Origin of the sequence: Nocardiopsis protaetiae (assembly GCF_045446735.1) — a bacterium.
GTDB classification, from domain to species: Bacteria; Actinomycetota; Actinomycetes; order Streptosporangiales; family Streptosporangiaceae; genus Nocardiopsis; species Nocardiopsis protaetiae.
Genome location: NZ_JBJJBV010000017.1, coordinates 45303 through 66110 on the forward strand (window position 1 = coordinate 45303; position 20808 = coordinate 66110).

At 74.2% G+C, this 20808-nt stretch carries 18 protein-coding genes; 12 read left to right on the forward strand and 6 right to left on the reverse strand.

Features of this window, described 5'->3' with window-relative positions:
• The first annotated feature begins 13 nt into the window (after nucleotides 1-13).
• From ACJOT3_RS04620 to ACJOT3_RS04635, 4 genes are read left to right on the forward strand one after another with little or no spacing between them, the layout of a single operon-like run.
• A complete protein-coding gene (locus ACJOT3_RS04620) occupies nucleotides 14-1420 on the forward strand; it encodes an acyclic terpene utilization AtuA family protein (RefSeq protein WP_406969112.1) in 1407 nt (468 codons plus the stop codon).
• On the forward strand, nucleotides 1413-1802 hold the full coding sequence (locus ACJOT3_RS04625; protein WP_406969114.1) for a DUF4387 domain-containing protein: 390 nt from the start codon (nucleotides 1413-1415) through the stop codon (nucleotides 1800-1802). Before ACJOT3_RS04620 ends, ACJOT3_RS04625 begins: the two co-directional genes overlap by 8 nt.
• Entirely contained in the window at nucleotides 1799-2464 is a 666-nt protein-coding gene (locus ACJOT3_RS04630; protein WP_406969116.1) for an RraA family protein, read from the forward strand. The genes ACJOT3_RS04625 and ACJOT3_RS04630 overlap by 4 nt, the downstream gene beginning before the upstream one ends.
• Nucleotides 2461-3699: an MFS transporter gene (locus ACJOT3_RS04635; RefSeq protein WP_406969118.1), complete on the forward strand. Its 1239-nt coding sequence runs from the start codon at nucleotides 2461-2463 to the stop codon at nucleotides 3697-3699. The genes ACJOT3_RS04630 and ACJOT3_RS04635 overlap by 4 nt, the downstream gene beginning before the upstream one ends.
• An 82-nt stretch (nucleotides 3700-3781) precedes the next feature.
• Here the strand turns inward: ACJOT3_RS04635 and ACJOT3_RS04640 are convergent, their stop codons facing one another.
• A complete protein-coding gene (locus ACJOT3_RS04640; protein ID WP_406969120.1) occupies nucleotides 3782-4708 on the reverse strand; it encodes a dihydrodipicolinate synthase family protein in 927 nt (308 codons plus the stop codon).
• A 71-nt stretch (nucleotides 4709-4779) separates the two neighbouring features.
• On the opposite strand from ACJOT3_RS04640, the gene ACJOT3_RS04645 reads away from it, so the two are divergent.
• Entirely contained in the window at nucleotides 4780-5832 is a 1053-nt protein-coding gene (locus ACJOT3_RS04645) for a LysR family transcriptional regulator (RefSeq protein WP_406969122.1), read from the forward strand.
• Nucleotides 5833-5914: 82 nt separating this feature from the next.
• Here the strand turns inward: ACJOT3_RS04645 and ACJOT3_RS04650 are convergent, their stop codons facing one another.
• On the reverse strand, nucleotides 5915-6823 hold the full coding sequence (locus ACJOT3_RS04650; RefSeq protein ID WP_406969124.1) for an alpha/beta hydrolase family protein: 909 nt from the start codon (nucleotides 6821-6823) through the stop codon (nucleotides 5915-5917).
• A 134-nt stretch (nucleotides 6824-6957) separates the two neighbouring features.
• Between ACJOT3_RS04650 and ACJOT3_RS04655 the strand changes: the two genes are divergently transcribed.
• The 4 genes from ACJOT3_RS04655 (at nucleotide 6958) to ACJOT3_RS04670 (ending at nucleotide 9153) form a co-directional block, all read left to right on the forward strand.
• The gene (locus ACJOT3_RS04655; RefSeq protein WP_406969126.1) at nucleotides 6958-7548 is read left to right on the forward strand and encodes a TetR/AcrR family transcriptional regulator; all 591 of its coding nucleotides are present in this window, start codon (nucleotides 6958-6960) and stop codon (nucleotides 7546-7548) included.
• Nucleotides 7549-7760: 212 nt separating this feature from the next.
• On the forward strand, nucleotides 7761-8111 hold the full coding sequence (locus ACJOT3_RS04660; protein WP_406969128.1) for a hypothetical protein: 351 nt from the start codon (nucleotides 7761-7763) through the stop codon (nucleotides 8109-8111).
• A complete protein-coding gene (locus ACJOT3_RS04665; protein WP_406969130.1) occupies nucleotides 8108-8533 on the forward strand; it encodes a MerR family transcriptional regulator in 426 nt (141 codons plus the stop codon). The genes ACJOT3_RS04660 and ACJOT3_RS04665 overlap by 4 nt, the downstream gene beginning before the upstream one ends.
• A gap of 377 nt (nucleotides 8534-8910) precedes the next feature.
• A complete protein-coding gene (locus ACJOT3_RS04670) occupies nucleotides 8911-9153 on the forward strand; it encodes a PLD nuclease N-terminal domain-containing protein (RefSeq protein ID WP_406969132.1) in 243 nt (80 codons plus the stop codon).
• A gap of 103 nt (nucleotides 9154-9256) precedes the next feature.
• Here the strand turns inward: ACJOT3_RS04670 and ACJOT3_RS04675 are convergent, their stop codons facing one another.
• Together ACJOT3_RS04675 and ACJOT3_RS04680 are read right to left on the reverse strand one after the other, a co-directional pair.
• Entirely contained in the window at nucleotides 9257-11701 is a 2445-nt protein-coding gene (locus tag ACJOT3_RS04675) for an MMPL family transporter (protein WP_406969134.1), read from the reverse strand.
• Nucleotides 11702-11731: 30 nt separating this feature from the next.
• Nucleotides 11732-12343: a TetR/AcrR family transcriptional regulator gene (locus tag ACJOT3_RS04680; RefSeq protein ID WP_406969136.1), complete on the reverse strand. Its 612-nt coding sequence runs from the start codon at nucleotides 12341-12343 to the stop codon at nucleotides 11732-11734.
• A gap of 1857 nt (nucleotides 12344-14200) precedes the next feature.
• Here ACJOT3_RS04680 and ACJOT3_RS04685 point away from each other — a divergent pair.
• Both ACJOT3_RS04685 and ACJOT3_RS04690 read left to right on the forward strand, forming a co-directional pair.
• Nucleotides 14201-15412, forward strand: coding sequence for an MFS transporter (locus ACJOT3_RS04685; protein ID WP_406969138.1), 1212 nt, complete (start codon nucleotides 14201-14203; stop codon nucleotides 15410-15412).
• Between the two features lie 212 nt (nucleotides 15413-15624).
• Entirely contained in the window at nucleotides 15625-16548 is a 924-nt protein-coding gene (locus ACJOT3_RS04690) for a LysR family transcriptional regulator (protein WP_406969140.1), read from the forward strand.
• A 172-nt stretch (nucleotides 16549-16720) separates the two neighbouring features.
• Here the strand turns inward: ACJOT3_RS04690 and ACJOT3_RS04695 are convergent, their stop codons facing one another.
• Nucleotides 16721-17731, reverse strand: coding sequence for an NmrA family NAD(P)-binding protein (locus ACJOT3_RS04695; protein ID WP_435873333.1), 1011 nt, complete (start codon nucleotides 17729-17731; stop codon nucleotides 16721-16723).
• A gap of 177 nt (nucleotides 17732-17908) precedes the next feature.
• Between ACJOT3_RS04695 and ACJOT3_RS04700 the strand changes: the two genes are divergently transcribed.
• Nucleotides 17909-19216: a D-arabinono-1,4-lactone oxidase gene (locus ACJOT3_RS04700; protein WP_406969144.1), complete on the forward strand. Its 1308-nt coding sequence runs from the start codon at nucleotides 17909-17911 to the stop codon at nucleotides 19214-19216.
• A 167-nt stretch (nucleotides 19217-19383) separates the two neighbouring features.
• Here ACJOT3_RS04700 and ACJOT3_RS04705 read toward each other — a convergent pair whose 3' ends face one another.
• Nucleotides 19384-20565, reverse strand: a complete 1182-nt coding sequence (locus tag ACJOT3_RS04705; RefSeq protein WP_406969146.1) for a winged helix DNA-binding domain-containing protein — start codon at nucleotides 20563-20565, stop codon at nucleotides 19384-19386.
• Nucleotides 20566-20808: the final 243 nt, after the last annotated feature.

Sequence of the window (20808 nt, forward strand, 5' to 3'; positions counted from 1 at the left end):
AAAGGAGCACCACGTGAACGACACCTCCGTACGGGTCCTGGTCCCGGCGGGCATGCTGGGGGCCGGGTTCCCGCCCGAGACGATCGAGCGGGGCATCGCCCTGGGCGCCGACGTCATCGCCATCGACGGCGGATCCACCGACTCCGGCCCCTACTACCTCGGCTCCGCCACGCCCAAGACCACGCGGGCCCAAGTCGAGCACGACCTGCGCATCCTGCTCGGGGCCGCCGCCGGCGCGGGCATCCCGCTCATCGTCGGCTCCTGCGGCACCGGCGGCACCGACGCCGGCGTCGACTGGGTCGCGGGCATCGTCGCCGACCTCCTGGCCGCCGAGGGGCTCGACCTGGACGTCGCGACGATCTACAGCGAGCAGAAGGCGTCCGCGCTGGCCGAGCGCCTGGCCGCGGGCGGCATCCACCCGCTGCCGCCGCTCGGTGGCCTGGAGCCCGAGACCCTGGAGGGCTGCACCCGCATCGTCGGCATGATGGGGCACGAGCCCATCGAGGCCGCCCTGCGCGCCGGGGCCGACGTCGTCCTGGCCGGGCGCGCCACCGACACCGCCGTGGCGGCCGCCTACCCGCTGATGCGGGGCATGCCCGCCGGCCCCACCTGGCACGCCGCCAAGATCGTCGAATGCGGCGGCCAGTGCACCACCGACCCGCGCCGCGGCGGGGTGCTGGCCGCCATCGACCGGGACGGGTTCACCATCGAGCCGCTCGACCCGGCCGTCTCCTGCACGCCCACCTCGGTGGCCGCGCACATGCTCTACGAGACCGCCGACCCGTTCCGGATGCGCGAGCCCGCGGGCACCATCGACGTCACCGCGGCGACCTACCGCGCCGTCGACGACCGGACCGTCCGCGTCGAGGGGTCCGCGTTCGAGGTCGCCGGACAGCACACCATCAAGCTGGAGGGCGCCCGGATCAGCGGCTACGAGACCCTGTCGTTCACCGCGATCCGCGACCCGCACATCGTGGCGAACATCGACGACTGGGCCGCCCTGCTGCGCGAGGTCCTCGGCCAGTGGGTGCGGCGGACCCTGAGGCTGGAGCCGGACGAGTACTCCGTGGACGTCCGCCTCTACGGGCACAACGCCGTCCTCCAGGAGCGCGAACCGGCCCGGGGCACCGCACACGAGGTGGGCGTGATGCTGCTGGTCCGCGCACGCGACCAGGAGACCGCCACCGCGGTCGCCAAGATCGCCAACCCGCTGATGCTGCACCTGCCCACCGCCGACATGGACTACCTGCCCAGCACCGCCTTCCCGTTCTCACCCGCCGAGACCGAGCGCGGCGCGGCCTACGAGTTCGTCCTCAACCACGTCGTGGACGTCGACGACCCCGCCGAGCTGTTCCGCACCGTCCACCACGCGAACGCCCAACGCACGACCGCACACCGAAAGGCCGCCGCCGATGCCTGAGTCCCCGGCCACCCCGACCACTCCGGCCACCCCGACCACTCCGGCCGCCCCGACCACCCTGGGCGACCTCGCCCTGGAGGTCCGCTCCAAGAACGCCGGGCCGTTCTGGACCACCCTGGAGCTGTTCATGCGCGACGAACACGGCTACGCGGCCGCCGCCGACACCGAACTCCTCAACGAGGACGTCGTCGCCCGGCTGTACGGCGCCCCCGCCGACCAGGTCCGGATCTTCCGCATCCCCGAGCTGAACGTCGTCAAGATCTCCTTCCCGCGGCAGGTGCCGCAGGGCGGCTTCCGGGACCGCGACGTCCACTCGGGGCAGCAGCACGTGCCCCTGGCGTCCCTGGTCCCGCCCGCCGCCGTCCGAGAGGGGGAGCGGTGACCGCCCCCGACCTCGCGGAGCTCGCCCGCTGGGACACGCCCGCCCTGAGCAACGCCCTGCGCCGCACCCCGGCGGGGGCCGACGGCCAGGGGTACACGGACGGCTCGATCCACCGGATCTCGGGCGGGACCATGCTCGGCACCGCCGTCACCGCCACCATGCGGGCCCGCCGCCCGGGGGACGACGCGGTCCCCGTCGCGGACCTGCACCGCGCGGTCCTGGCAGTCGAGGGGCCGGTGGTCGTGGTCGTGCAGGACCTCGACGACGAGCCGGGCGCCGGGGCGTTCCTCGGGGAGGTCAACGGAACGCTGCTGGACGCGCTGGGGATCTCCGGGTTCGTGACCGACGGCCGGGTGCGGGACATCCCCGACCTGCGCGGCATGGGGTACGCCGTGCACGCGGCGGGTCCGTGCGTGGCCCGCGCCCACATGCGGCTGACCGCCGTCGGCGTCCCCGTGCGGGTGGCGGGCCTGGACATCGCGCCGGGCGACCTGCTGCACGGCGACGGGCACGGCGTGCTCAGGATCCCCGCCGCCGTCGCGGGGGAGCTGCCCGGCCTGGCCGGGGAGATCCGCGAGGAGGAGCAGAAGATCGTGACGTGGGCCCGGTCCGCGGACTTCACCCCCGAGGGCCTCCTGGCCCTCAGGCGGGTCCGGCATTGAGCGGCCCCCGGGAGGAGGGGACGGGTGACGGGACGGGCTCGGAGGGGTTCGGCCCGCGCTTCGCGCTCCCCGTCCTCCTGGGGCCCGCGCTCAACTCCGTCAACACCACCATGATCGCCGTCGCGCTCGTGCCCATCTCCCGGGCGACCGGAACGAGCGCGTCGGGCGTGATCCTGCTGGTGACGGCCCTCTACCTGGCGAGCGCGGTCGCCCAGCCCGTGCTGGGCAGGCTGGTGGACCGGTACGGGCCCAAGCGGCTCTACGTCGCCGGGATGGCCGTCGCGGCCGTCGCCGGGCTGGTCCCGCTCGCGGCCCCGACCTTCGCCGGGGCGCTGGTGTCGCGGGTCGCCGTCGGGATCGGCACGTCCGCGGCCTACCCGGCCGCGATGACGGCGATCAGGGACCGGTCGGTGCGCACGGGGCGCGAGCCGCCCCGCGGGCTGTTCTCCGCGCTCTCGGTGTCGAGCCTGGTCAGCGCCGCGGTCGGGCCGGTGCTGGGCGGGGTGCTCGTGGAGTCCTTCGGCTGGCAGGCGATCTTTGTCGTCAACACCCCCTACGCGGTGGTCGCGGCGGCGTGCGCGCTGGCCGGCCTGCCCTCCGACCGGGACCACCCGACCCCGGAGAGCCCCGGGCGGCGGTCGCCGTTCCCGGTCCTGCGCATGCTCGCGGCCCATCCGGAGCTGCTGCGCACCTACGCGCGCATGTTCCTGGTGCACGCGTGCACGTACCTGGTCGTCTACGGGTTCACACCCTGGACGCAGTCGGCGGCCGGGTACAGCGCGGACGCCGCGGGGTGGATGCAGCTGCCCGGGGTCGTCCTCGCGGGGGCGGCCGCCGCGCTGGTCTCCCGCGTTCGCGGCGTCCGCGTTCCGCTGGTCGCCGCCGCGGCCGTCCCGATCGCGGGCGGACTGCTGCTGACCTGCGTCGGCGCCGACGCGCCGGTGTGGGTCCTGCTCGGCGTGGTCGTGCTGTTCGGTCCCCCGCAGGGGCTCGCCGCGGTGTCCAACCAGGTGGTGATCCACCGGCAGGCGCCCGCGGGCCGGATGGGGGTGGTGTCCGGCCTGTCGCGCACCGCCGTGCAGCTCAGCGCGATCGCGGCCTCGGGCGTCATCGGCCCGGTCTTCGGGGCGGCGCCCACCGACACCGGGCTGCACACCCTGGGCTGGATCATCGCGGGGCTCGGGGCGGCGGCGCTACTGCTGACCGCCGCCGATCCCGGGCTGCGGCGCCGCTGACCCCGCCGTCGTGGGGTGCCGGACCCCCAGCGCGCCGGCGCGCGCCGGCGGTGCCGGTGACGGGTGACCGTTTCCGGCGCGGTCAGGCCGCCTCCTCCGGTACCGCCTCCTCCAGTGCTGCCGCGACGGTGACCGGGGAGGCGGGCAGCAGCGGCAGCCGTACGCCGGGGGAGGGGATCTCGCCGCGCGCGTGCAGGACGGCCTTGACCACCGTGGGGTTCGGCTCCGCGAACAGCCGGAACGAGAGCCGGGCCAGCCGGTGCCCGAGGGGCCGGGCCACGGTGATGTCGCCGTCCCGCCACGCGGAGACGAGCCGCGCGAAGCCGGCGGTGTCCACCAGCGCCGAGGCCAGGATCCCGCCGTGGGCGCCCAGGGCCAGCATCGGGGAGATGTACGGGTCGTCGCCGCCCAGGACCGCGAACCCGGCGGGCGGGTCGGCCAGCAGGTCGACCACGTCGGCGCCGATCCCGCCGGTCGCGGACTTGACCCCGGCGACGCCGGGGATCGCGGCGATCCTGCGCAGGCCCGCCGCCGACAGGTGCTGGCCGGTGCGGTAGGGGATGTCGTAGACGACCAGGGGCACCGGGCTCTGCGCGGCCAGGTGCGCGAAGTGGGCGATGACGCCCTCCTCGCCGGGGCGGACGAACGCGGTGACCACCGTCAGCGCGGCGGTGACCCCCGCGTTCCCGGAGCGGCCCGGGCGGTCGTCCGGGTCGCGCGGGTCGCCCAGATCGCGCAGGCCGCGCAGGCGGCGCAGCGCCTCGGCCGAGTCGGCGCCCACCAGGAGCGGGGCCGCGTGCTCCCGGCAGACCCGGGTCGCCACCTCGACCACGGCGCGCTTCTCCGCGTCCGTGAGCGCCGCGGGCTCCCCGGTGGTGCCGAGCGCGACCAGGCCGGTCGCGCCCTCGGCGAGCAGCCGCCGGGCGAGCCGTTCCAGTGCGTCCAGGGCCACCGCGCCGGAGGCCTCGAACGGGGTGATCAGGGGGACGAAGAGACCGTTCAGTGTCATGGGCACCATCGTGGCGCGGGCGAATATGAAGGACCAGTTCAGCTTCCTGAAGGTATTCGTAAGCTGAGCTCATGATCGACGTGCGCCGCCTGCGGCTGCTCCGCGACCTGGACCGGCTCGGCACCCTGGCCGCGGTGGCCGAAGCCCACACCTGCACGCCGTCGGCGGTGTCCCAGCAGCTCGCGGCGCTGCAACGGGAGGCGGGGGTGCGGCTGTTGGAGCGCAGCGGCCGGGGTGTCGCCCTCACCCCCGCGGGCGTCGCGCTGGTCGGGCACGCCGAGACCGTGCTCGCCGCCCTGGAGGCGGCCTCCGCGACCCTGGCTGCCGCCCGCGCCGGGCTCGGCGGGACCGTGCGCATCGGCGCGTTCCCTACCGCCGTGCACACGCTGCTCCCGGCGGCGCTGGTCGCGCTGGGCCGCGACCACCCGGGGCTCGACCTGTCGGTCACCGAGCTGGACCCGGCCGCGGTGCCCGAGGCGCTGCGCGAACGGCGGCTGGACGTGGCGCTGCTGCACGACTACGACCTGGCGCCGGTCGAACCCGACCCGGCGCTCGACTCCACACCCCTGCTGGACGAGACCGTCTTCCTCGCGGTCCCCGGCGGGGAGGGGGCCGAGCCGCCCGCCGACGCGGAGGGAGGTGGGTCGCCCGGGGTCGCGACGGCGGCGGACGCGGAGGAAGGCGAGCGGTCCGCGGATCCGGTCGACTCTGCCGACCCGGTCGACCCGGTCGACTCGGCCGACTTCGCCGACCCGGTCGACCCGGTCGCCGGGTTCCGGGACGCCGACTGGATCGTGGCGACGCCGGGCACCCTGTGCCACACCGTCGCCGTGCAGGCCTGCCGGGCGGCGGGGTTCGCGCCGCGGATCCGCCACCGCGTGGACGACTTCACCGCCGTACTGACCCTGGTCGCGGCGGGCCAGGGTGTGGCCCTGGTCCCGCGCCTGGGGGCCGAACGCCCGCCGGACGGTGTGCGCCTGCTGCCGCTGCCGGTACGGCGCCGGACCCGGATCGCCTACCGGCGCGGAGCCGGCGGGCACCCCGCGGTCGCCGCATGCGTGCGCGCCATCCGCGCCGCGACCCGGGCCCATCTGGCGGCCGGAGAGGCCTGGCGGGCCGGGTAGTCCGGGTAGGTCGGGTGGACCGGGCAGGCCAGGCTGGCCGGGTGGGCGGGTGGGCGGGGTGGACCGGGTAGGTCGGACAGGGCTACCCCTTGGACTCGACGCGGCCCAGCGCGGACCCCTCCAGGCCCGCGTCCTCCCGCTTCCAGGACTCGGACTCCACACCGAGCGCGTCCCGCAGGTAGGCCGTGGTCAGGCGCTGGAGCAGCGCCACCCGCTCCGGGCTCTCATCGGTCGTCTCCGCCGCGCCGTACCCCGCCACCCCGCCCAGGGAGTGGTGGGCGCCGAACAGCGTCAGCAGGCTCTTGCGCCCCGGGCTCAGGTGGTACGCGTCGGTCCACCAGTCCGGCCCGCGCGAGGAGAGCTGCGAGTGGTCGTCGTCCCCCGCCACGACCAGGGTGGGCGCGGCCATCGTGGAGAAGTCCGGGTTCATGAACGGGAAGTGCTCGGCGGCGAACGGCGCGAGCGTGTCCCCGCCGAGCCCGGCCGCCGCGAGCAGCACGCCCGCCCCGACCCGCGGGTCGGCCATGTCCTCGCCCGGCACGCCGTCGGCGTCCAGCACCCGCGCGCCCAGCAGGGTCCCGGCGGTCTGGGCTCCCCAGGAGTGGCCCGCGACGGCGACGCGGTCGTGGTCGATCCGTCCGGCCAGGCCGGGGACGGCGGCGGCCAGCACGTCGAGGTGGTCGATGGCCCGGCCGAGGTCGTCCACGCGAATGCGCCAGATCTCCGGTGTGCGGGGGTCGTCGGGTGCCAGGCCCAGGCGCCGGGAGTCGAGGTGGGTGGGCTGGACCACGACGAACCCGCTCGCGGCCCAGTGGTCGGCCAGCGGCGCGTAGCCGTCCATCGACTGCCCGAACCCGTGCGAGAGGACCACGACCGGCAGGCGGTCGGTGCCCGTCGCGGGGGCGGACACACGGACGTGCAGGTCCGTGCCGCGTTCGGGGGCGGGGAGGACGACGGGGCGGACGGAGATGACCGGGGTCGGGTCGCTCATGGCGGATTCCCTTCGGCGGGCACGACGGGGAGAGCCCGTCCGTGCCACAATGAACAAGCGGAACGTTGCTCCGATTGACTATACGGAACACTGCTCCGCTTAGCAAGGCTGCGTTCGGAAAGGGGCGGGGAACGGTGACGGACCAGGGACGACAGGAGGGCCCGCCGCGCAAGCGGGCCGACGCCCGGCGCAACGAGCAGGTCCTGCTGGACGCCGCGGCCGCCGTCTTCGTCGAGTCCGGCGTCGACGCCCCCGTGCGCGCCATCGCCGCCCGCGCGGGCGTCGGCATGGGCACCGTCTACCGCCACTTCCCGACCCGGGCCGACCTGGTCGTCGCCGTCTACCGCCACCAGATCGAGGCCTGCGCCGAGGCCGGGCCCCGGCTGCTGGCCACCGCCGACACCCCCCACGACGCGCTGGTGGAGTGGGCCGGGCTCTTCGTGGGATTCCTGGTCACCAAACACGGCCTCGCCGCCGCGATGCAGGGCGACAGCGCCGGGTTCCAGGCCCTGCACGCCTCCTTCCTGGACCGGCTCGTGCCCGTCTGCGAGGAGATCCTGCGCGCCGCGGCGGACGCCGGACAGGTCGACGTAGGGGTCGGCGCCTACGAGCTGATGCGCGCCATCGGCAACCTCTGCGCCGGTGCCGAGGACGATCCCGACTACGACGCCGAGCGCATGGTCGGCCTGCTCCTGGCCGGACTGCGCGTCCCCCGCGCGGACTGACGGCGGGGACCCGCGCCCTTCCCCGACACCGAGGCGGTGGCGCGGGACTCCTACACCGATCCCGGGGTCTTCCACCTCCACGAGCGCGGAGTGACGATCGCGGACGCCCTGCCCGGACCGGGGAGGAGACCGGCACCGGCGAGCCCACCGCCTCCTAGATTCGGCCCCGGGACTTGCAACCCGGACCGGGGTACGGGTTTAGCGTGGAGTGCATGACGGAGAATCCGCTGGTCCACGGCCCGGAGAACCTCTGGGTACCGCAGAGCTGCACGCTCCCCACCGCCGAACGCCCGCTGCGGCTGGCCGAGTTCGACGACCTGTTCACCTCGTCCGCGCGCCGGGTCGAGCAGGACGGCACCACCGCGCGCATCCACCTCGGCGGCGCCGCGGGCCTCGCCGACCGGGTCCGCGACCTGGCGGAGCGGGAGAGCGCCTGCTGCTCGTTCTTCGATTTCACCGTCGAGGGGACGGACGGCGACCTGGTCCTCACCGTCGCCGTTCCCCCCGAACACGGCGAGGTCCTCGACGCCCTCGCCGCCCGGGCGAAGGAGAGGGCGGCATGAGCCTGCGCATCACCGAGGTCGCCGAGGCCGCGGGGGTCAACAAGGAGACCCTGCGCTACTACGAGCGCCGCGGCCTGCTCGCCGCCCCCGGGCGCAGCCCCGGCGGGCACCGCCTCTATGACGACGGCACCGTCCGGACCCTGCGCACCATCAAGGCGGCCCAGCGCCTGGGCTTCACCCTGGACGAGGTCGCCGACCTGCTCGAACTCGGGCGGCGCCGCCGCACCCCCGACTCCGGCCTCCAGACCCGCGCCCGGGTCAAGCTCGCCGAGGTCGAGTCCCGCATCGAAGATCTCCAGGCGATCCGCGCCGACCTGCTGGCCGCCCTGGACGCCGGCTGCGACGACCTCCACGCATGCGCCACCAGCGACTGCTGCCCCCTGCCCTTCACCGGGGCCGCCGCCCGGCGGACCACCCCGTGACCCGACGCCGCCGCGGCCCCGGCCACCACCCGGCCGGACCCGGAGCCGGTGCTGCCGCATGCGCCACCGGGCCGGAGGGGCCCACCCCGCTGGGCCTGCCCGGCCCGCGCCCCGACGACCGCTGAGGCGGCGGGCCGCAGGGGCCGCCGACGCACGCCGGCACCGGGGGGTTCCGGACATCGACGAAAGTCGGCCGGGCGACCGACGAAAATCACGGGTTCGGGGCCGCCGTGCCACCGAAGGCGACACCCCGAAGCGTCCCGTGGACGGATGTGTCGGCGCAGGTCGGAAACCTAGCATCGGAGGTGTTCCGGTGCTGCGGCACCGGACGGCGGCCGGGCACCGAGCACGGCCGCACCGGACGGAAGGGAACGGACATGGACCTGCTCACTCTGGCACAGGCGACCCCCGGCGAGACGGCGCTGGCCGCGTTCGCGGTCGTGGCCGTGCTGCTGGTGTCGGTGGCCGCGATCGTGTTCGTCGTCGCCGCGGTGATCAGCATCATCGCCTCGCGGACCGACGGCGCCATGAAGGTCGTGTGGCTGGTCTTCGTCGTCATCGCGCCCTTCATCGGATCCATCCTGTGGTTCCTCGTGGGCCGCAACCGCGTTCCCGCCTGACCGCCGGGCGGTCCGCCCACTCCGTCCCGGCGGGCCGCCGTACGCCGAACGGCCCGGACACGCCCCGCGGGGGCGGCGTGTCCGGGCCGTTCGGCGTCACGGGTCAGCTGCGGGTGCTGTCCGCCAGCTCCCGCTCGGGGCCGGACCCCTCCCCGCCCTCCTGCGCGTGCAGGTGGCGGGTCTCCAGGGCGGCGCCCTCCACGTCGATGTCGGGCAGCAGCCGGTCCAGCCACCTGGGCAGCCACCAGGCGGCGTCACCGGCCAGGTGCATGAGCGCCGGGACCAGCAGCATCCGCACCACGAACGCGTCGATGAGCACACCGAACGCCAGCGCGAACCCGATCGAGCTGATCATCACCGAGTGCGAGAACACGAACCCGCCGAACACCGAGATCATGATGATCGCCGCGGCCGTCACCACCGAGCGCCCCGCCCGGAACCCCTGCACCACCGCGGTGCGCGAGGGCGCGCCGTGCACGAACGCCTCGCGCATGCCCGTCCCGATGAACAGCATGTAGTCCATGGCCAGGCCGAACAGGATCCCGGCCAGGATCGTCGGCAGGAAGTTCAGCACCGGGCCGCTGTTCTCCAGCCCGATGAGGCCGCCCAGCCACCCCCACTGGTAGACGGCCACCACGCCGCCCAGCGACGCGAAGAACGACAGGATGAACCCGAGCGTGGCCACCACCGGCACGAAGATCGACCGGAACACCAGCAGCAGGATCACCAGGGACATGCCCACGACCACGGTCAGGTAGGTCGGCAGCGCGTTGTTGAGGGTCTCGGAGATGTCGATGTTGCCGCTGGCCACGCCCGCGACGCCCAGGGGCCCGGTGCCGCTGATCGGCTCCAGCTCGCGCAGGTCGTGCACGAGCCGCTCGGTGGACTCGCTCGTGGGGCCCTCGACCGGGACCACCTGGAAGGCGGCGTAGGTGAAGTCGTCGGACAACGCGATCGGTGCCACGCCCGCCACGTCGTCGAAGGCGTAGATGGCCTCGGCGACCGTGACCTGGTCCAGCTCCGCGTTCAGCTCGGCGGACTCGTCGTCGGGGCCGCCGGTGAGCCGGGCGATCACCAGCAGGGTGCCGTTGGAGCCCTCGCCGAACTCCTCCTCCACGGCGGTGTAGGCCCGGTACTGGGTGGAGTCGGTGGCCTCGGAGGAGCCGTCGGGCATGCCCAGCCGCAGGTCCAGGGCGGGCAGGGCGACGACCACCAGCGCGGCCACCGCGACGGCGGCCCGCAGCAGCGCCCGGCCGGTCGACATCGGCCGCACCGTCTCCGCGGCGGTCGCCCCGCCGGACGCCCGCTCGGACAGGCGGGCCCGCTCGCGGCGGGACAGGATGCGCCCGCCGATCAGCGACAGCAGCGCCGGGACCAGGGTGACCGCGACGACCACGGCGACGGCGATGGCCACCGCGCCCATGGTGCCCATCAGCCCCAGGAACCCGATACCGGTCAGGTTCAGGCCCAGCAGCGCGATGAGCACGGTCGTCCCGGCGAACACCACGGCGTTGCCCGCGGTCCCGTTGGCCAGGCCGATGGACTCCTGGATCTCCACGCCCTGCTTGAGCTGGCGGCGGTGGCGGTTGATGATGAACAGCGCGTAGTCGATGCCCACGGCCAGGCCCAGCATCAGACCCAGGATCGGGGTCACCGACGCCATCTCCAGCACCCCCGACAGCGACATCGCGATCAGGGTGGCGATGCCGACGCCGACCAGCGCGGTCAGCAGCGGCAGGCCCGCGCCCACCAGGGTGCCCAGCATGACCACCAGGACCACGGCGGCCACGACCACGCCGACCACCTCGGCGGGGCCGAACAGGGTGGGCAGGCTCTGGGCCAGGTCGCTGTTGAAGTCCACGGTCGTGCCGGGGACCGGGTCGCCCTCGAACACCGCCATCACGGCGTCGCGGGTCTCCTGGGGGATGTCCATCTGCTCTTCGGTGAACGTGACCATGACCTGCGCGGTGTCACCGTCCTCGGAGACCAGGCCCAGGCCGGAGGACATCTCCAGGAGGGCCTCGCCGCCCTCGATCCGCTCCATACCGGCGTCGATCTCGGCCTGCTGGCCGTCCAGGAACTCCTCGGACTGCTCCAGCATCCCGGCGGCCTCCGCCGCCTCCCGGCCCGCGTCGAGCTCCGCCTGCCCGGCCTCGATCTCCTCGCGTGCCTCCGCCAGCTCCCGGGCGCCGTCGGCACTCTCGACCGCGGCGGCGAACGGGTCGACCACCTCCGCGACCCCCGGGACCCCGGCGGCCTGCTCGGCCCGGTCGACGATCGCCTCGCGCTGCTCCTCGGTGAACGCCGAGCCGTCCTCGGTCCGGTAGATGACGGCCCCCGACCCGCCGGCCAGGTCCGAGAACTCCGCGGACCGGAGCCGGTTCACCTCGTCCGTGGGTGTCCCGGGAATCGAGAAGCCGCCCTCCAGCTCCCCGGAGAACAGGAAGAACGAGGCGCCGGACGCCACGAGCAGGGCCAGCCAGACCGCGATGACGGTACGCGCGCGGTGTGCGCACGCCCGTCCGAGCCTGTACAGGAGTTCAGCCATGAATGTGCCTTCACAAAAGGAGAATGGGGATCAGACCGTGCCGTAGCCGTCGCGGGTGACGGTGAGGATGCGTTCCAGGAGCTCGGACCAGACCCGGCGGGACCCGTCGTCCAGGCGGCCACCGGTGATCCGCTCCCAGTGCCCCACGATGACCGCGCCGCCGCCGATGATCGCCCCGCACATGAGGTCGACCACGAGCGGGTCGGCCTGCGGGTGGCGGCGCATCACGATCGCGGCCAGCTGCGTGCCCACGTCGGTCATCGCCCGCTCGAACAGCGCGGCCCGGCCCGAGGGCGCGTCGCCCACGAAGTGCTTGAGGCGGGTGATGGGGGTGAGCAGGTCGGTGCCGCGGATGGCGTCGGCCAGGGAGTCGAAGATGTTCTCCCCGTCGTCCAGGTTCGCGCCGATGCCGTCGACGATCTCGTCCAGCATCCGCCCGAACACCTCCAACAGGACGTCGTCCAGGGAGCGGAAGTGGTTGAACACGGTCCGCCGCGAGACGTCGGCACGCTCGGCCAACTGGTCGACGGTGAACCCGGTGTCCCCGCGCTCGGCCGTCAGTGCGGCCGCCGCGTCGATGATGGCCCGGCGATGGCGGGACTTCAGGGCCTCACGCCGGTCGATTACGGGTCGATCTTTCACGTACCCACGCTAAACACCCAAGTGCACTTAGTGCAACGACGCACTGAGTGCACCCTGTCACATCGCCCCGACGGTGGTCCCGGGCCCCGGCCTGCGGGGGCGGGGAGCGCTGGCGCGGCCGTCAACCCCTGGGGTGGTGTGGCGGTTCCCCTTCGGGGCTGGGGCTGGGGCTGCGGGTGACCGCGGCCGTCACTCTCTGGGGTGGGGGTTGTGGTTTTTCCTCCGGACACCCCCTTGGGTCGGGGAGGGCAATCGGGGCCGGGGTTACTACGCCAGGTGTCTGGGCTTTCAAGCGAGGTCTGTGCAACCGCGGCTTCACAGTCGGAGCGTCTTTCCGTGGACCTGTGTGGTCGGGGATGTGCGCTGTGCCCCGACCCGTCCCCGGAAAACACCCCCACCACCGGGGACGTGAGTCCAACGCGTACGTCTTTTTGGTCTGCCGGGCGTCGTACCGTGGGGACGGCTCCGCGCCCAGCCCGGGTCTGTACGTTCCCAGGGGGTGACCGGTGGAGACCAACGCGACCGTGTGCGGACCTTCAGACCGCCGTCCGCAGATGGCGGGCCACTTGGAAACCTGCTCTTGCTGTCTCACCCCCTGGGGCCGGGGTCCAGTCCCGCTCTACCGACACCCCCTGGGGCCGGGGCGGGAGGCCTCCTGCGGCCGTCACCCCCTGCGGCGGGGGTGGCCAGGGATGTGACCGGGCTGGGGCTGAGGCCTCCGGAAAGGTGGGCAACCCCCTGTGGCGGGGTGGTCGGGAAGGTGGCCGGGTTGTGGCCAGGGCCCCGGGTAGGTGGGAAGCCCTCTGTGGTGGAGGTCGCACTGGCGTGACCGGGGCCTCAGCCATAGCCGGAGGGCATCGCACCTTCCTCCGCCGCAGGGGGTGGGGCCGCAGTGGTGTTTCCCGCCCGACTCCAGGGGGTTGCCCACCCGATCGGGATCTTCATTCCAGGGGGTTTCCCACTTGCCTGGGGTCCTCAGCCCCAGCCCGGTCACCTGCCCGGGGCCTTAGCCATAGCCGGAGTGCGTTGTGCCTCCCCCGCCGCAGGGGGTGACGGCAGTAGGAGGCCTCCGGCCCTGGCCCCGGGGGGTTTCGGTAGAGCGGGACGGGGCCCGGGCCCCAGGGGGTGAGACAGCAAGAGCAGGTTTCCAAATGGCCCGCCATCTGCGGAGGGCGGTCTGAAGGTCCGCACACGGTCGCGTTGGTCTCCACGGGTCACCTCTTGGGAACGTACAGACCCGGGCTGGGCGCGGAGCCGTCCCCACGGTACGAGGCCCGGCAGAACAAAAAGACGTACGCGTTGGACTCACGTCCCTGGTGGTGGGGGTGTTGCTTTTCCAGGGGACGGGTCGGGGCACAGCGCACATCCCCGACCACACAGGTCCACGGAAAAACGCTCCGACTGGAAACAGGCTGTTGCACAGACCTCGCTTGAAAGCCCAGACACCTGGCGTAGTAACCCCCGCCCCGATCGCCCTCCCCGCCCCAAGGGGGTGTCGGGAGGAAAAACCGCAACCCCCGCCCCAGGGGGTGACGGCCGCGGTCACCCGCAGCCCCAGCCCCAGCCCCGAAGGGGAACCGCCGCACCACCCCAGAGGGCGGAGGCGGCAGGTACCGGAACCCTCACTCCAGGGGGTAAAGGGAGGCACCCCCACCCCACCCTCACCCCCATCCGCCTTCACGGCTACCGAGTCCGGATGTCCGGCGGCGCACCCGGCGGCGTGCATTTCCGCGGCCTTTATGAAGGGCGTTAATTTCCCCGAAAAAATACGAGGTCCGTACATGGATCGTCGATCGCGATGGATCCCATGAAAAGAATGTATTGGACGCCGAAGACGCGCGCGGCGACCATGAATACATGACGAATTCCCTTTCCGCACCCAGGGAGAAGACCGCCGTCAGCGGTTCCCGCCCCTCCGCAGTTCTCCCCGTCATGGCCGTCGCCGCAGGCCTGTCCGTGGCGGGCAACTACTTCGCCCAACCACTCCTCGGCCTGCTCCGCGTCGAGCTCGGCATGACCACCACCACCGCAGGCCTGGCCGTTGCCGCGGCCCAGATCGGTTACGCCGTCGGCCTCGGCCTGCTCGTCCCCCTCGGGGACCGCTACGCGCGCCGCGGCCTGGCCGCGACCCTGCTCGCGGCCACCGGCCTCCTCCTGGCGCTCGCCGGGACGGCGCCCACCGGCTGGCTGCTGCTCGCGGCCACCGCCCTGGCCGCCGTCACCTCGGTCGGCGCTCAGGTCCTGGTCCCCTTCGCCGCCGAGCTGGCCCCGCCCGGGCGCCGGGCCCGCGACATCGGCATCGTCATGGCCGGGGTCCTGGCGGGCGGACTGGTCGGCCGCGCCGTGTCCGGCGTTCTGGCCGAACTCGCCGGGTGGCGGACCGTCTACTGGGCCACCGCCGTCCTCCTCCTGATCGTCGCCGCCGTCGTGTGGCGGGTCCTGCCCGGCGGCGGGGGCGACCGGAGCGAGGCCACCCGCCCGCTGCGCCTGTGGCGGTCCACCGCGGCCCTGCTCGCGGACCTGCCCGCGCTGCGCCGCCCCATCGCGACCGCCGCGCTGGCCATGGCCTCGTTCACCGTCCACCTGACCGTGGTCACCCTCCTCCTGGTCGACGCCCCCTACGGCTGGACCCCCGCGACCATCGGACTGGTCGGCCTCATCGGCGTGATCGGCCCCCTGGCCATGCCGCTGGCCGGGCGCCTGGTCGACCGCGGCCACCCGCGCGCCGTCCTGGTCACCGGCCTGGCGCTGGCTGCCGCCGGCTGGACCGTGATGCTCCCCGCCCAGCACGGCGGGCTCGCCTGGCTGCTGGTGGGCCTGGTCCTGCTCAACGCCGGCCAGACGGCGGTGCTCAACGCCTCCCAGACCACCGCCTACGATCTACGCCCGCAGGCGCGCAGCCGCATCAACGCCGTGTTCATGACCCTGTTCTTCGCCGGGGGCGCCGTCGGCGGGGCGCTCGCGCCCGTGGTCTGGGTGAACGCCCACTGGACCGGCGCCTGCCTGCTGGGGATCGGCCTGGTCGTCCTGGGCCTGCTGGTCGCCCTCGCCCCGCGCCGCCGGGGCTGAGCCCTCCGCCCCCCGCCCCCTCGCCCCGGGCTGCCGGGACTGAGCCCCCCGCCCCCCGCCACCGGAGCCGCCCCCCCGTACCGCCAAAGCAGACCCCCGCCCCGCCGGGGCCTGCCCCCACTCCTCCGGACCCGGCCCCCGAACCCCGAACCCCAGGGCCTCTGACTCCACGCCACCGCAGCCCGACCCCGCGCCGGCCGTACGCTACCGCCATGGAACTCCAGCAGATGCGCTACGTGGTCGCCATCGCCGAGACCAACAGCTTCACCCGCGCCGCCGAACGCTGCCTGGTCGCCCAGTCCGCGCTCAGCCACCAGGTCGCACGGCTGGAACGGGAGCTGGGCGCCAGGCTCTTCGAGCGCACCAGCCGCCGGGTCCGGCTGACCGCGGCCGGGGCGGCCTTCCTCCCCGAGGCCCGCCGCTGCCTGGAGGCCGCCGAACGCGCGGTGTCGGAGGTCGCCGCCGCCGTCGGCGAGGTGCGCGGGCCGCTGGAGGTGGGCCTGATCCCCACCGTCGCCGCGGTCGACGTCCCCCGCGCCCTGCGCGACTTCCGCCGCCGGTACCCGCAGGTGCGCATCGGCCTGCGGGTGGGCGCCAGCGACGACCTCGTCGAACAGGTCAAGGAGGGCGAGATCGAGGTGGCCTTCCTGGGACTGCCCACCACCGCCCGCCCCCAGGGCGTCAACGTCCGCGAACTGGGCCGGGACCGGCACGTCGCCGTCGTCGCCCCCGACCACCCGCTGGCCGCCGAAGCATCGGTGAGCCTGGAGCGGCTGGTGGACGAGGTGTTCGTGGACATGCCGGCCGGGACGGCCGGGCGTGTGCAGTCCGACCAGGCCTTCGAAGCCGCGGGCTTGGACCGCGACGTCGCGTTCGAGGTGAGTTCCGCCGAGTACATGGCCCGGCTGGTGGGGGAAGGGCTGGGGGTGGCGCTGCTCCCCGCCGCCTACGTGCCGCAGTTGACGGGGGTGACCACCCTCGACGTCACCGACGCGACCGGCCGTATCGAGTACGTCGTGTGGGCGCGGACCGGCACCACTCCGGCGGCCCGCGCCTTCCTCGACATCATCGGCAACCCCACCGGCCCCGGCACGGACGGCACCCCGCCGCACGCAGACGGCCCTGCCGCGCACTGACCGCAGACCGATCGCCTTGACGCGGTGGTGCCCGCAGCCACCTCCAGAGCCGACAGCTCCGGCCGACAGCTCCAAGGTCAACGGAGCCGACCCGAATCCGCCGACGGACCTGACCCGCGGCCACCCCGCTGTCCTGTGTCCTGCCGCCCCTGCTGTCACACCACTCCCGCTGTCACGCGGTGCGCAGCCAGTCCTCCAGGGTCAACAGCCCCGGGTGCCGGGCCCGCAGCGCGGCGAGGTCGGCCCCGAACCCCTTGTCATTGATCCACGCGTACATCTTCGCCACCTCCGGGCTCTGTGCCCGAAGTTCCGCGTCGGGCAGCCGCTCGAACCGGGTGGGGACGCCGTCCGCCGCGGCGAACAGCTCGGCGATCCGCCGCACAGGGAGCTCGTCCCCGGCGATGTCGATCCGGCGACCTGCGAACTCGGCGGGTTCCTCGAACGCCGCCGCGGTGATCCGTCCGATGTCGGCGACAGCGATCATCTGGAGCGGGGCGTCCGCGTCCAGGGCGACCGGGACGACCCGCTCCCTCTCGGCACCCTCCCCGGCGCCCCCCGAGACCTTCCGCCCGGCGCCCCCCGAGACCTTCCGCCCGGCGCCCTCATTGACGTTCCGCCCGGCGTTCCCCTCGACGCCCCCTGCGGCCTCCCGCCCGGGCCCCGGTCCCAGGCCCGGCCCCAGCCCCGGCCGGGGCAGCGCGTACCGCCAGTTCTCCATGAAGTACACCGGACGCAACACCGTGGCCGGAACCCCCGCCGACTCCACGTACGCCTCGATCCCCTCCTTGCTCTCGAAGTGCGCCACTCCCGACCCCCGCCCGGCGGCCGCGGCGGAGCTGTAAACAAGGTGGGCGACTCCCACAGCCGCCGCCGCGTCGGCGACGGCGCGGCCCCGCCGCACCTCGGTCGCGGGGTCGGGGTCGGCCAAGTCGCAGGGCTGAACGCTGAAGACCCCGTGCGCGCCCCGGGCCGCCGCGCGCAGCGACGCCGGGTCGTCGAGGTCGCCGACGACCGGTTCCGCCCCCAGCGCGGCGAGCGCACGGGCGGCGGGGGTGTCCGGGGCGCGGACCAGGGCGCGCACCGCCCATCCGCGTTCGAGGAGGGCGCGGGCGACGGCGCCGCCCTGGCCACCGGTCGCACCCGTCACCAGAACGGTCCTCTTTTTCCGCGCGTTTTCGTGCACGCCGATTTCCTTTCGCCTTTCCCGGGTTCTCTGAAAACAGCATCCCCGGATTCGGGCGGGCGCGTCCAATATCCGTTTTTCATTCCAGCGATCGAAAAAAGAGATGGGTGGCCGCCCACTCCCCGGCCCACTCTCCGGTTCGATAGCGTGGGCCCCCGCCGCACCCCTGGAGAGCCCATGTCCACCTCGCCCGCTTCGCCCACTTCCCCCACACCCATCCGCAACTGGGCCGGGAACCTCACCTACGCCAGCCCCCGCGTCCACCGGCCCACCGACCTCGACGCCCTGCGCGCCCTGGTCCGGGACACCCCGCGGATCCGGGCGCTGGGCAGCGGCCACTCGTTCAACCGGGTCGCCGACTCCGACCACGACCTGGTGCGCCTGGACGGCCTGCCCCAGGAGATCGAGGTGCACCGGCAGGCCGCCACCGGCGACGCCCCTACTCCCACCCCCACCACCGTCACCGTCTCCGCTGGCACCCGCTACGCCGAACTCGCCGCCGAGCTGCACCGGCAGGGCCTCGCCCTGGCCAACATGGCCTCGCTGCCGCACATCTCGGTGGCCGGTTCCTGCGCCACCGGAACCCACGGTTCCGGTGACCGGCTGCGCTGCCTGGCAGCCGCAGTCCGTGGGCTCGAACTCCTGGGACCCGACGGGGAGACGGTGCGGCTGGGCCGGGACACCGACCCGGAGGCGTTCCCCGGCGCGGTGGTGGCCCTGGGCGCCCTCGGCGTGGTCACCCGGCTCACCCTGGAGGTCGAGCCGGCGTTCTCCGTGTCCCAGCGGGTCCGGCTCGACGTTCCGCTGACAGAGGTGGCGGCGAACGTGGACGCGGTGTTCGGCTCCGCGTACAGCGTCAGCCTGTTCACCGACTGGGGCGGGGACACCGGCCGGGTCTGGCTCAAGCACCGCGAGGGGGAGCAGGCGGGGGCCTGGGACGGCGGGCGCCCCGCGGACACCCCGCAGCACCCGGTGCCGGGGATGCCCGCCGGGCCCGCCACCGAGCAGCTGGGCGCGGTCGGTCCCTGGTTCGAGCGGCTGCCGCACTTCCGTCCCGAGTTCGCGCCGAGCGCGGGGGAGGAGTTGCAGTCCGAGTTCTACCTGCCGCGGGCGGCGGCCGCCGAGGGGTTCGCAGCCCTGCGCGGCCTGGGGGAGCGGATCGCCCCGGTGCTGCACATCTCCGAGGTGCGCACGGTGCGCGCCGACGACCTGTGGCTGAGCCCGGCGTACGGGCGCGACTCGGTGGCGTTCCACTTCACCTGGCGGCGGGACCCGGAGGCGGTTGCCCCGGTGCTGGCGGCGGCGGAGGAGCGGCTGGCGCCCCTGGGGGCGCGGCCGCACTGGGGCAAGCTCAGCACCCTGCCCCCGGCCGGGGTCGCGGCCTCCTATGAGCGGGCCGCGGACTTCGCCGCGCTGGTGAAGCGGTTCGACCCCCAGGGGAAGTTCCGCAACACCTTCACCGACACGTACTTCCCCCGGGTCTGAACCCTCCCCGGGTCCGGGCCTTCCCCAGGCCCGAGCCTTTTCCGAGCCCAAGCCTCCCCGGGCCCGAACCCTTCCCGGGTCTGGGCCTTCCCTGGGTTTGAGCCTTCTCCGGGCTTGAACCCTCCCTGAGCTCGGGCCCTTCCCAGGCCCGGCCCCGGACCCACCCCTCAACCGTCGACGCGAACCCGCCGTGACTCCCCGTCCGACAGGAACCCCGCCAGTTCCTCCCCCCGCTCGACCACGGCGTCCCGCTCCGCCCCCGTGAGCGGGCGCAGCGGGGCGACGGACACGGTGTCGTCCCGGCTCGTCCAGGTCGCGGTGACCCGGCCGTCCACCAGCACCACCCGCTCACCGGCCACGGACAGGCCGCGGTGCTCGTCGTCGACGATCCGGCCGCGGTGCTGGTAGCCCAGGACGGCGTTGTCGAAGGCGGGCAGGAACCGCACCGGCGCGGGCGTTCCGGGGTCGGGCAGCGGGGCGCCGGGCAGGTCCAGCAGCTCCCGGCCGTTCGTGTCGCGGAAGGACACCAGCTCGTCCCGGACCGCGGCCACCGCGGCGGGCAGCCCGGCCACCCCGCACCACGCCCGCAGGTCGCTGGAGGTGGCGGGGCCGTAGGCGGCGAGGTAACGCCGGACGAGTTCCCGCCCGACCGGGTCGGTGCCACCGGTGCCGCGGATACCACCGGAACCGCCAGAACCACTAAAACCACCAGAACCGCCGGAACCAGCGGCGCCATCGGCACCCTCCGAGTCGTCCGGCTCGTGGGGCGCGGGCTCGCGGCCGGTCCAGTCCGACAGCAGGGCGACGCGCACCCCGCCCTTGGCACGCCACAGCCCGCGCGGCGGGGTCTGCACGACCGGGATCAGGGCGGCGATCAGCATCTCGCCCAGCGCCCGCCGCTGCCTGCCGGGCCAGCGGTCGATGACGGCGTCCACGAGTTCGGCCATGGTGCGGGGCTCGCCGTCGGCCAGCACCGCCCGGCCGGCGGCCTCCAGCTCGGACAGGTCCACGCCGTCGAGGTCCTGCCGGTAGACCGCGGCGACCTTCTGGCGCAGCATGGCGCCGAACCGGGAGCGCCAGGCCAGCACGTCCTCGGCGGTCATCAGGTGGACGGTGCGGCGCATGAGGTGGACCCGCACCACGCGGCGTTCGGTCAGCAGGTCCGACAGCGTCGACGCCTTGAAGTCGCGCAGCCGGGTCCACAGGCCCACGAACGGCTCCTGCGGCTCCTGGGCCTGGAGGCCGCACAGGTGGGTGACCAGGTCCAGGGCCGACCGGTCGGAGGGTTCGAGCAGGGCCTGCCGGGCGAGCGCGGCGCGGTTGAGCGCCCGGTCGTCCAGAACGGTCATGGCGTGTACCTCCGTGCGTCCCTCCCGGCCGCGCCGGGATGCCGCGTCCCCCGCGGCCCACGACCACTCTCGCACCCGTAGCGGCCAGGTTCCGTCCTCTACTCCCGCGTGAGTCGAGAACACCTCATCGTCGTCGGGGTGCTCGCGGCCCTGTTCGGGGTGCTGGGGCGCCTGGCGGTCGAACAGCCGCCCCCGGGCCGTGGCCTGCTCGCGTACCGGGCCTGGTTCCCGCCGGCAGTCGGG

What these genes read in the sequence shown, in the direction of transcription:
- ACJOT3_RS04690 (WP_406969140.1), top strand. Translation starts at nt 15,625, where the DNA reads ATGGAACTCCAGCAGATGCGCTACGTGGTCGCCATCGCCGAGACCAAC.
- ACJOT3_RS04660 (WP_406969128.1), top strand. Translation starts at nt 7,761, where the DNA reads ATGACGGAGAATCCGCTGGTCCACGGCCCGGAGAACCTCTGGGTACCG.
- ACJOT3_RS04675 (WP_406969134.1), bottom strand. Translation starts at nt 11,701, where the DNA reads ATGGCTGAACTCCTGTACAGGCTCGGACGGGCGTGCGCACACCGCGCG.
- ACJOT3_RS04705 (WP_406969146.1), bottom strand. Translation starts at nt 20,565, where the DNA reads ATGACCGTTCTGGACGACCGGGCGCTCAACCGCGCCGCGCTCGCCCGG.
- ACJOT3_RS04685 (WP_406969138.1), top strand. Translation starts at nt 14,201, where the DNA reads ATGACGAATTCCCTTTCCGCACCCAGGGAGAAGACCGCCGTCAGCGGT.
- ACJOT3_RS04670 (WP_406969132.1), top strand. Translation starts at nt 8,911, where the DNA reads ATGGACCTGCTCACTCTGGCACAGGCGACCCCCGGCGAGACGGCGCTG.
- ACJOT3_RS04640 (WP_406969120.1), bottom strand. Translation starts at nt 4,708, where the DNA reads ATGACACTGAACGGTCTCTTCGTCCCCCTGATCACCCCGTTCGAGGCC.
- ACJOT3_RS04700 (WP_406969144.1), top strand. Translation starts at nt 17,909, where the DNA reads ATGTCCACCTCGCCCGCTTCGCCCACTTCCCCCACACCCATCCGCAAC.
- ACJOT3_RS04625 (WP_406969114.1), top strand. Translation starts at nt 1,413, where the DNA reads ATGCCTGAGTCCCCGGCCACCCCGACCACTCCGGCCACCCCGACCACT.
- ACJOT3_RS04645 (WP_406969122.1), top strand. Translation starts at nt 4,780, where the DNA reads ATGATCGACGTGCGCCGCCTGCGGCTGCTCCGCGACCTGGACCGGCTC.
- ACJOT3_RS04650 (WP_406969124.1), bottom strand. Translation starts at nt 6,823, where the DNA reads ATGAGCGACCCGACCCCGGTCATCTCCGTCCGCCCCGTCGTCCTCCCC.
- ACJOT3_RS04665 (WP_406969130.1), top strand. Translation starts at nt 8,108, where the DNA reads ATGAGCCTGCGCATCACCGAGGTCGCCGAGGCCGCGGGGGTCAACAAG.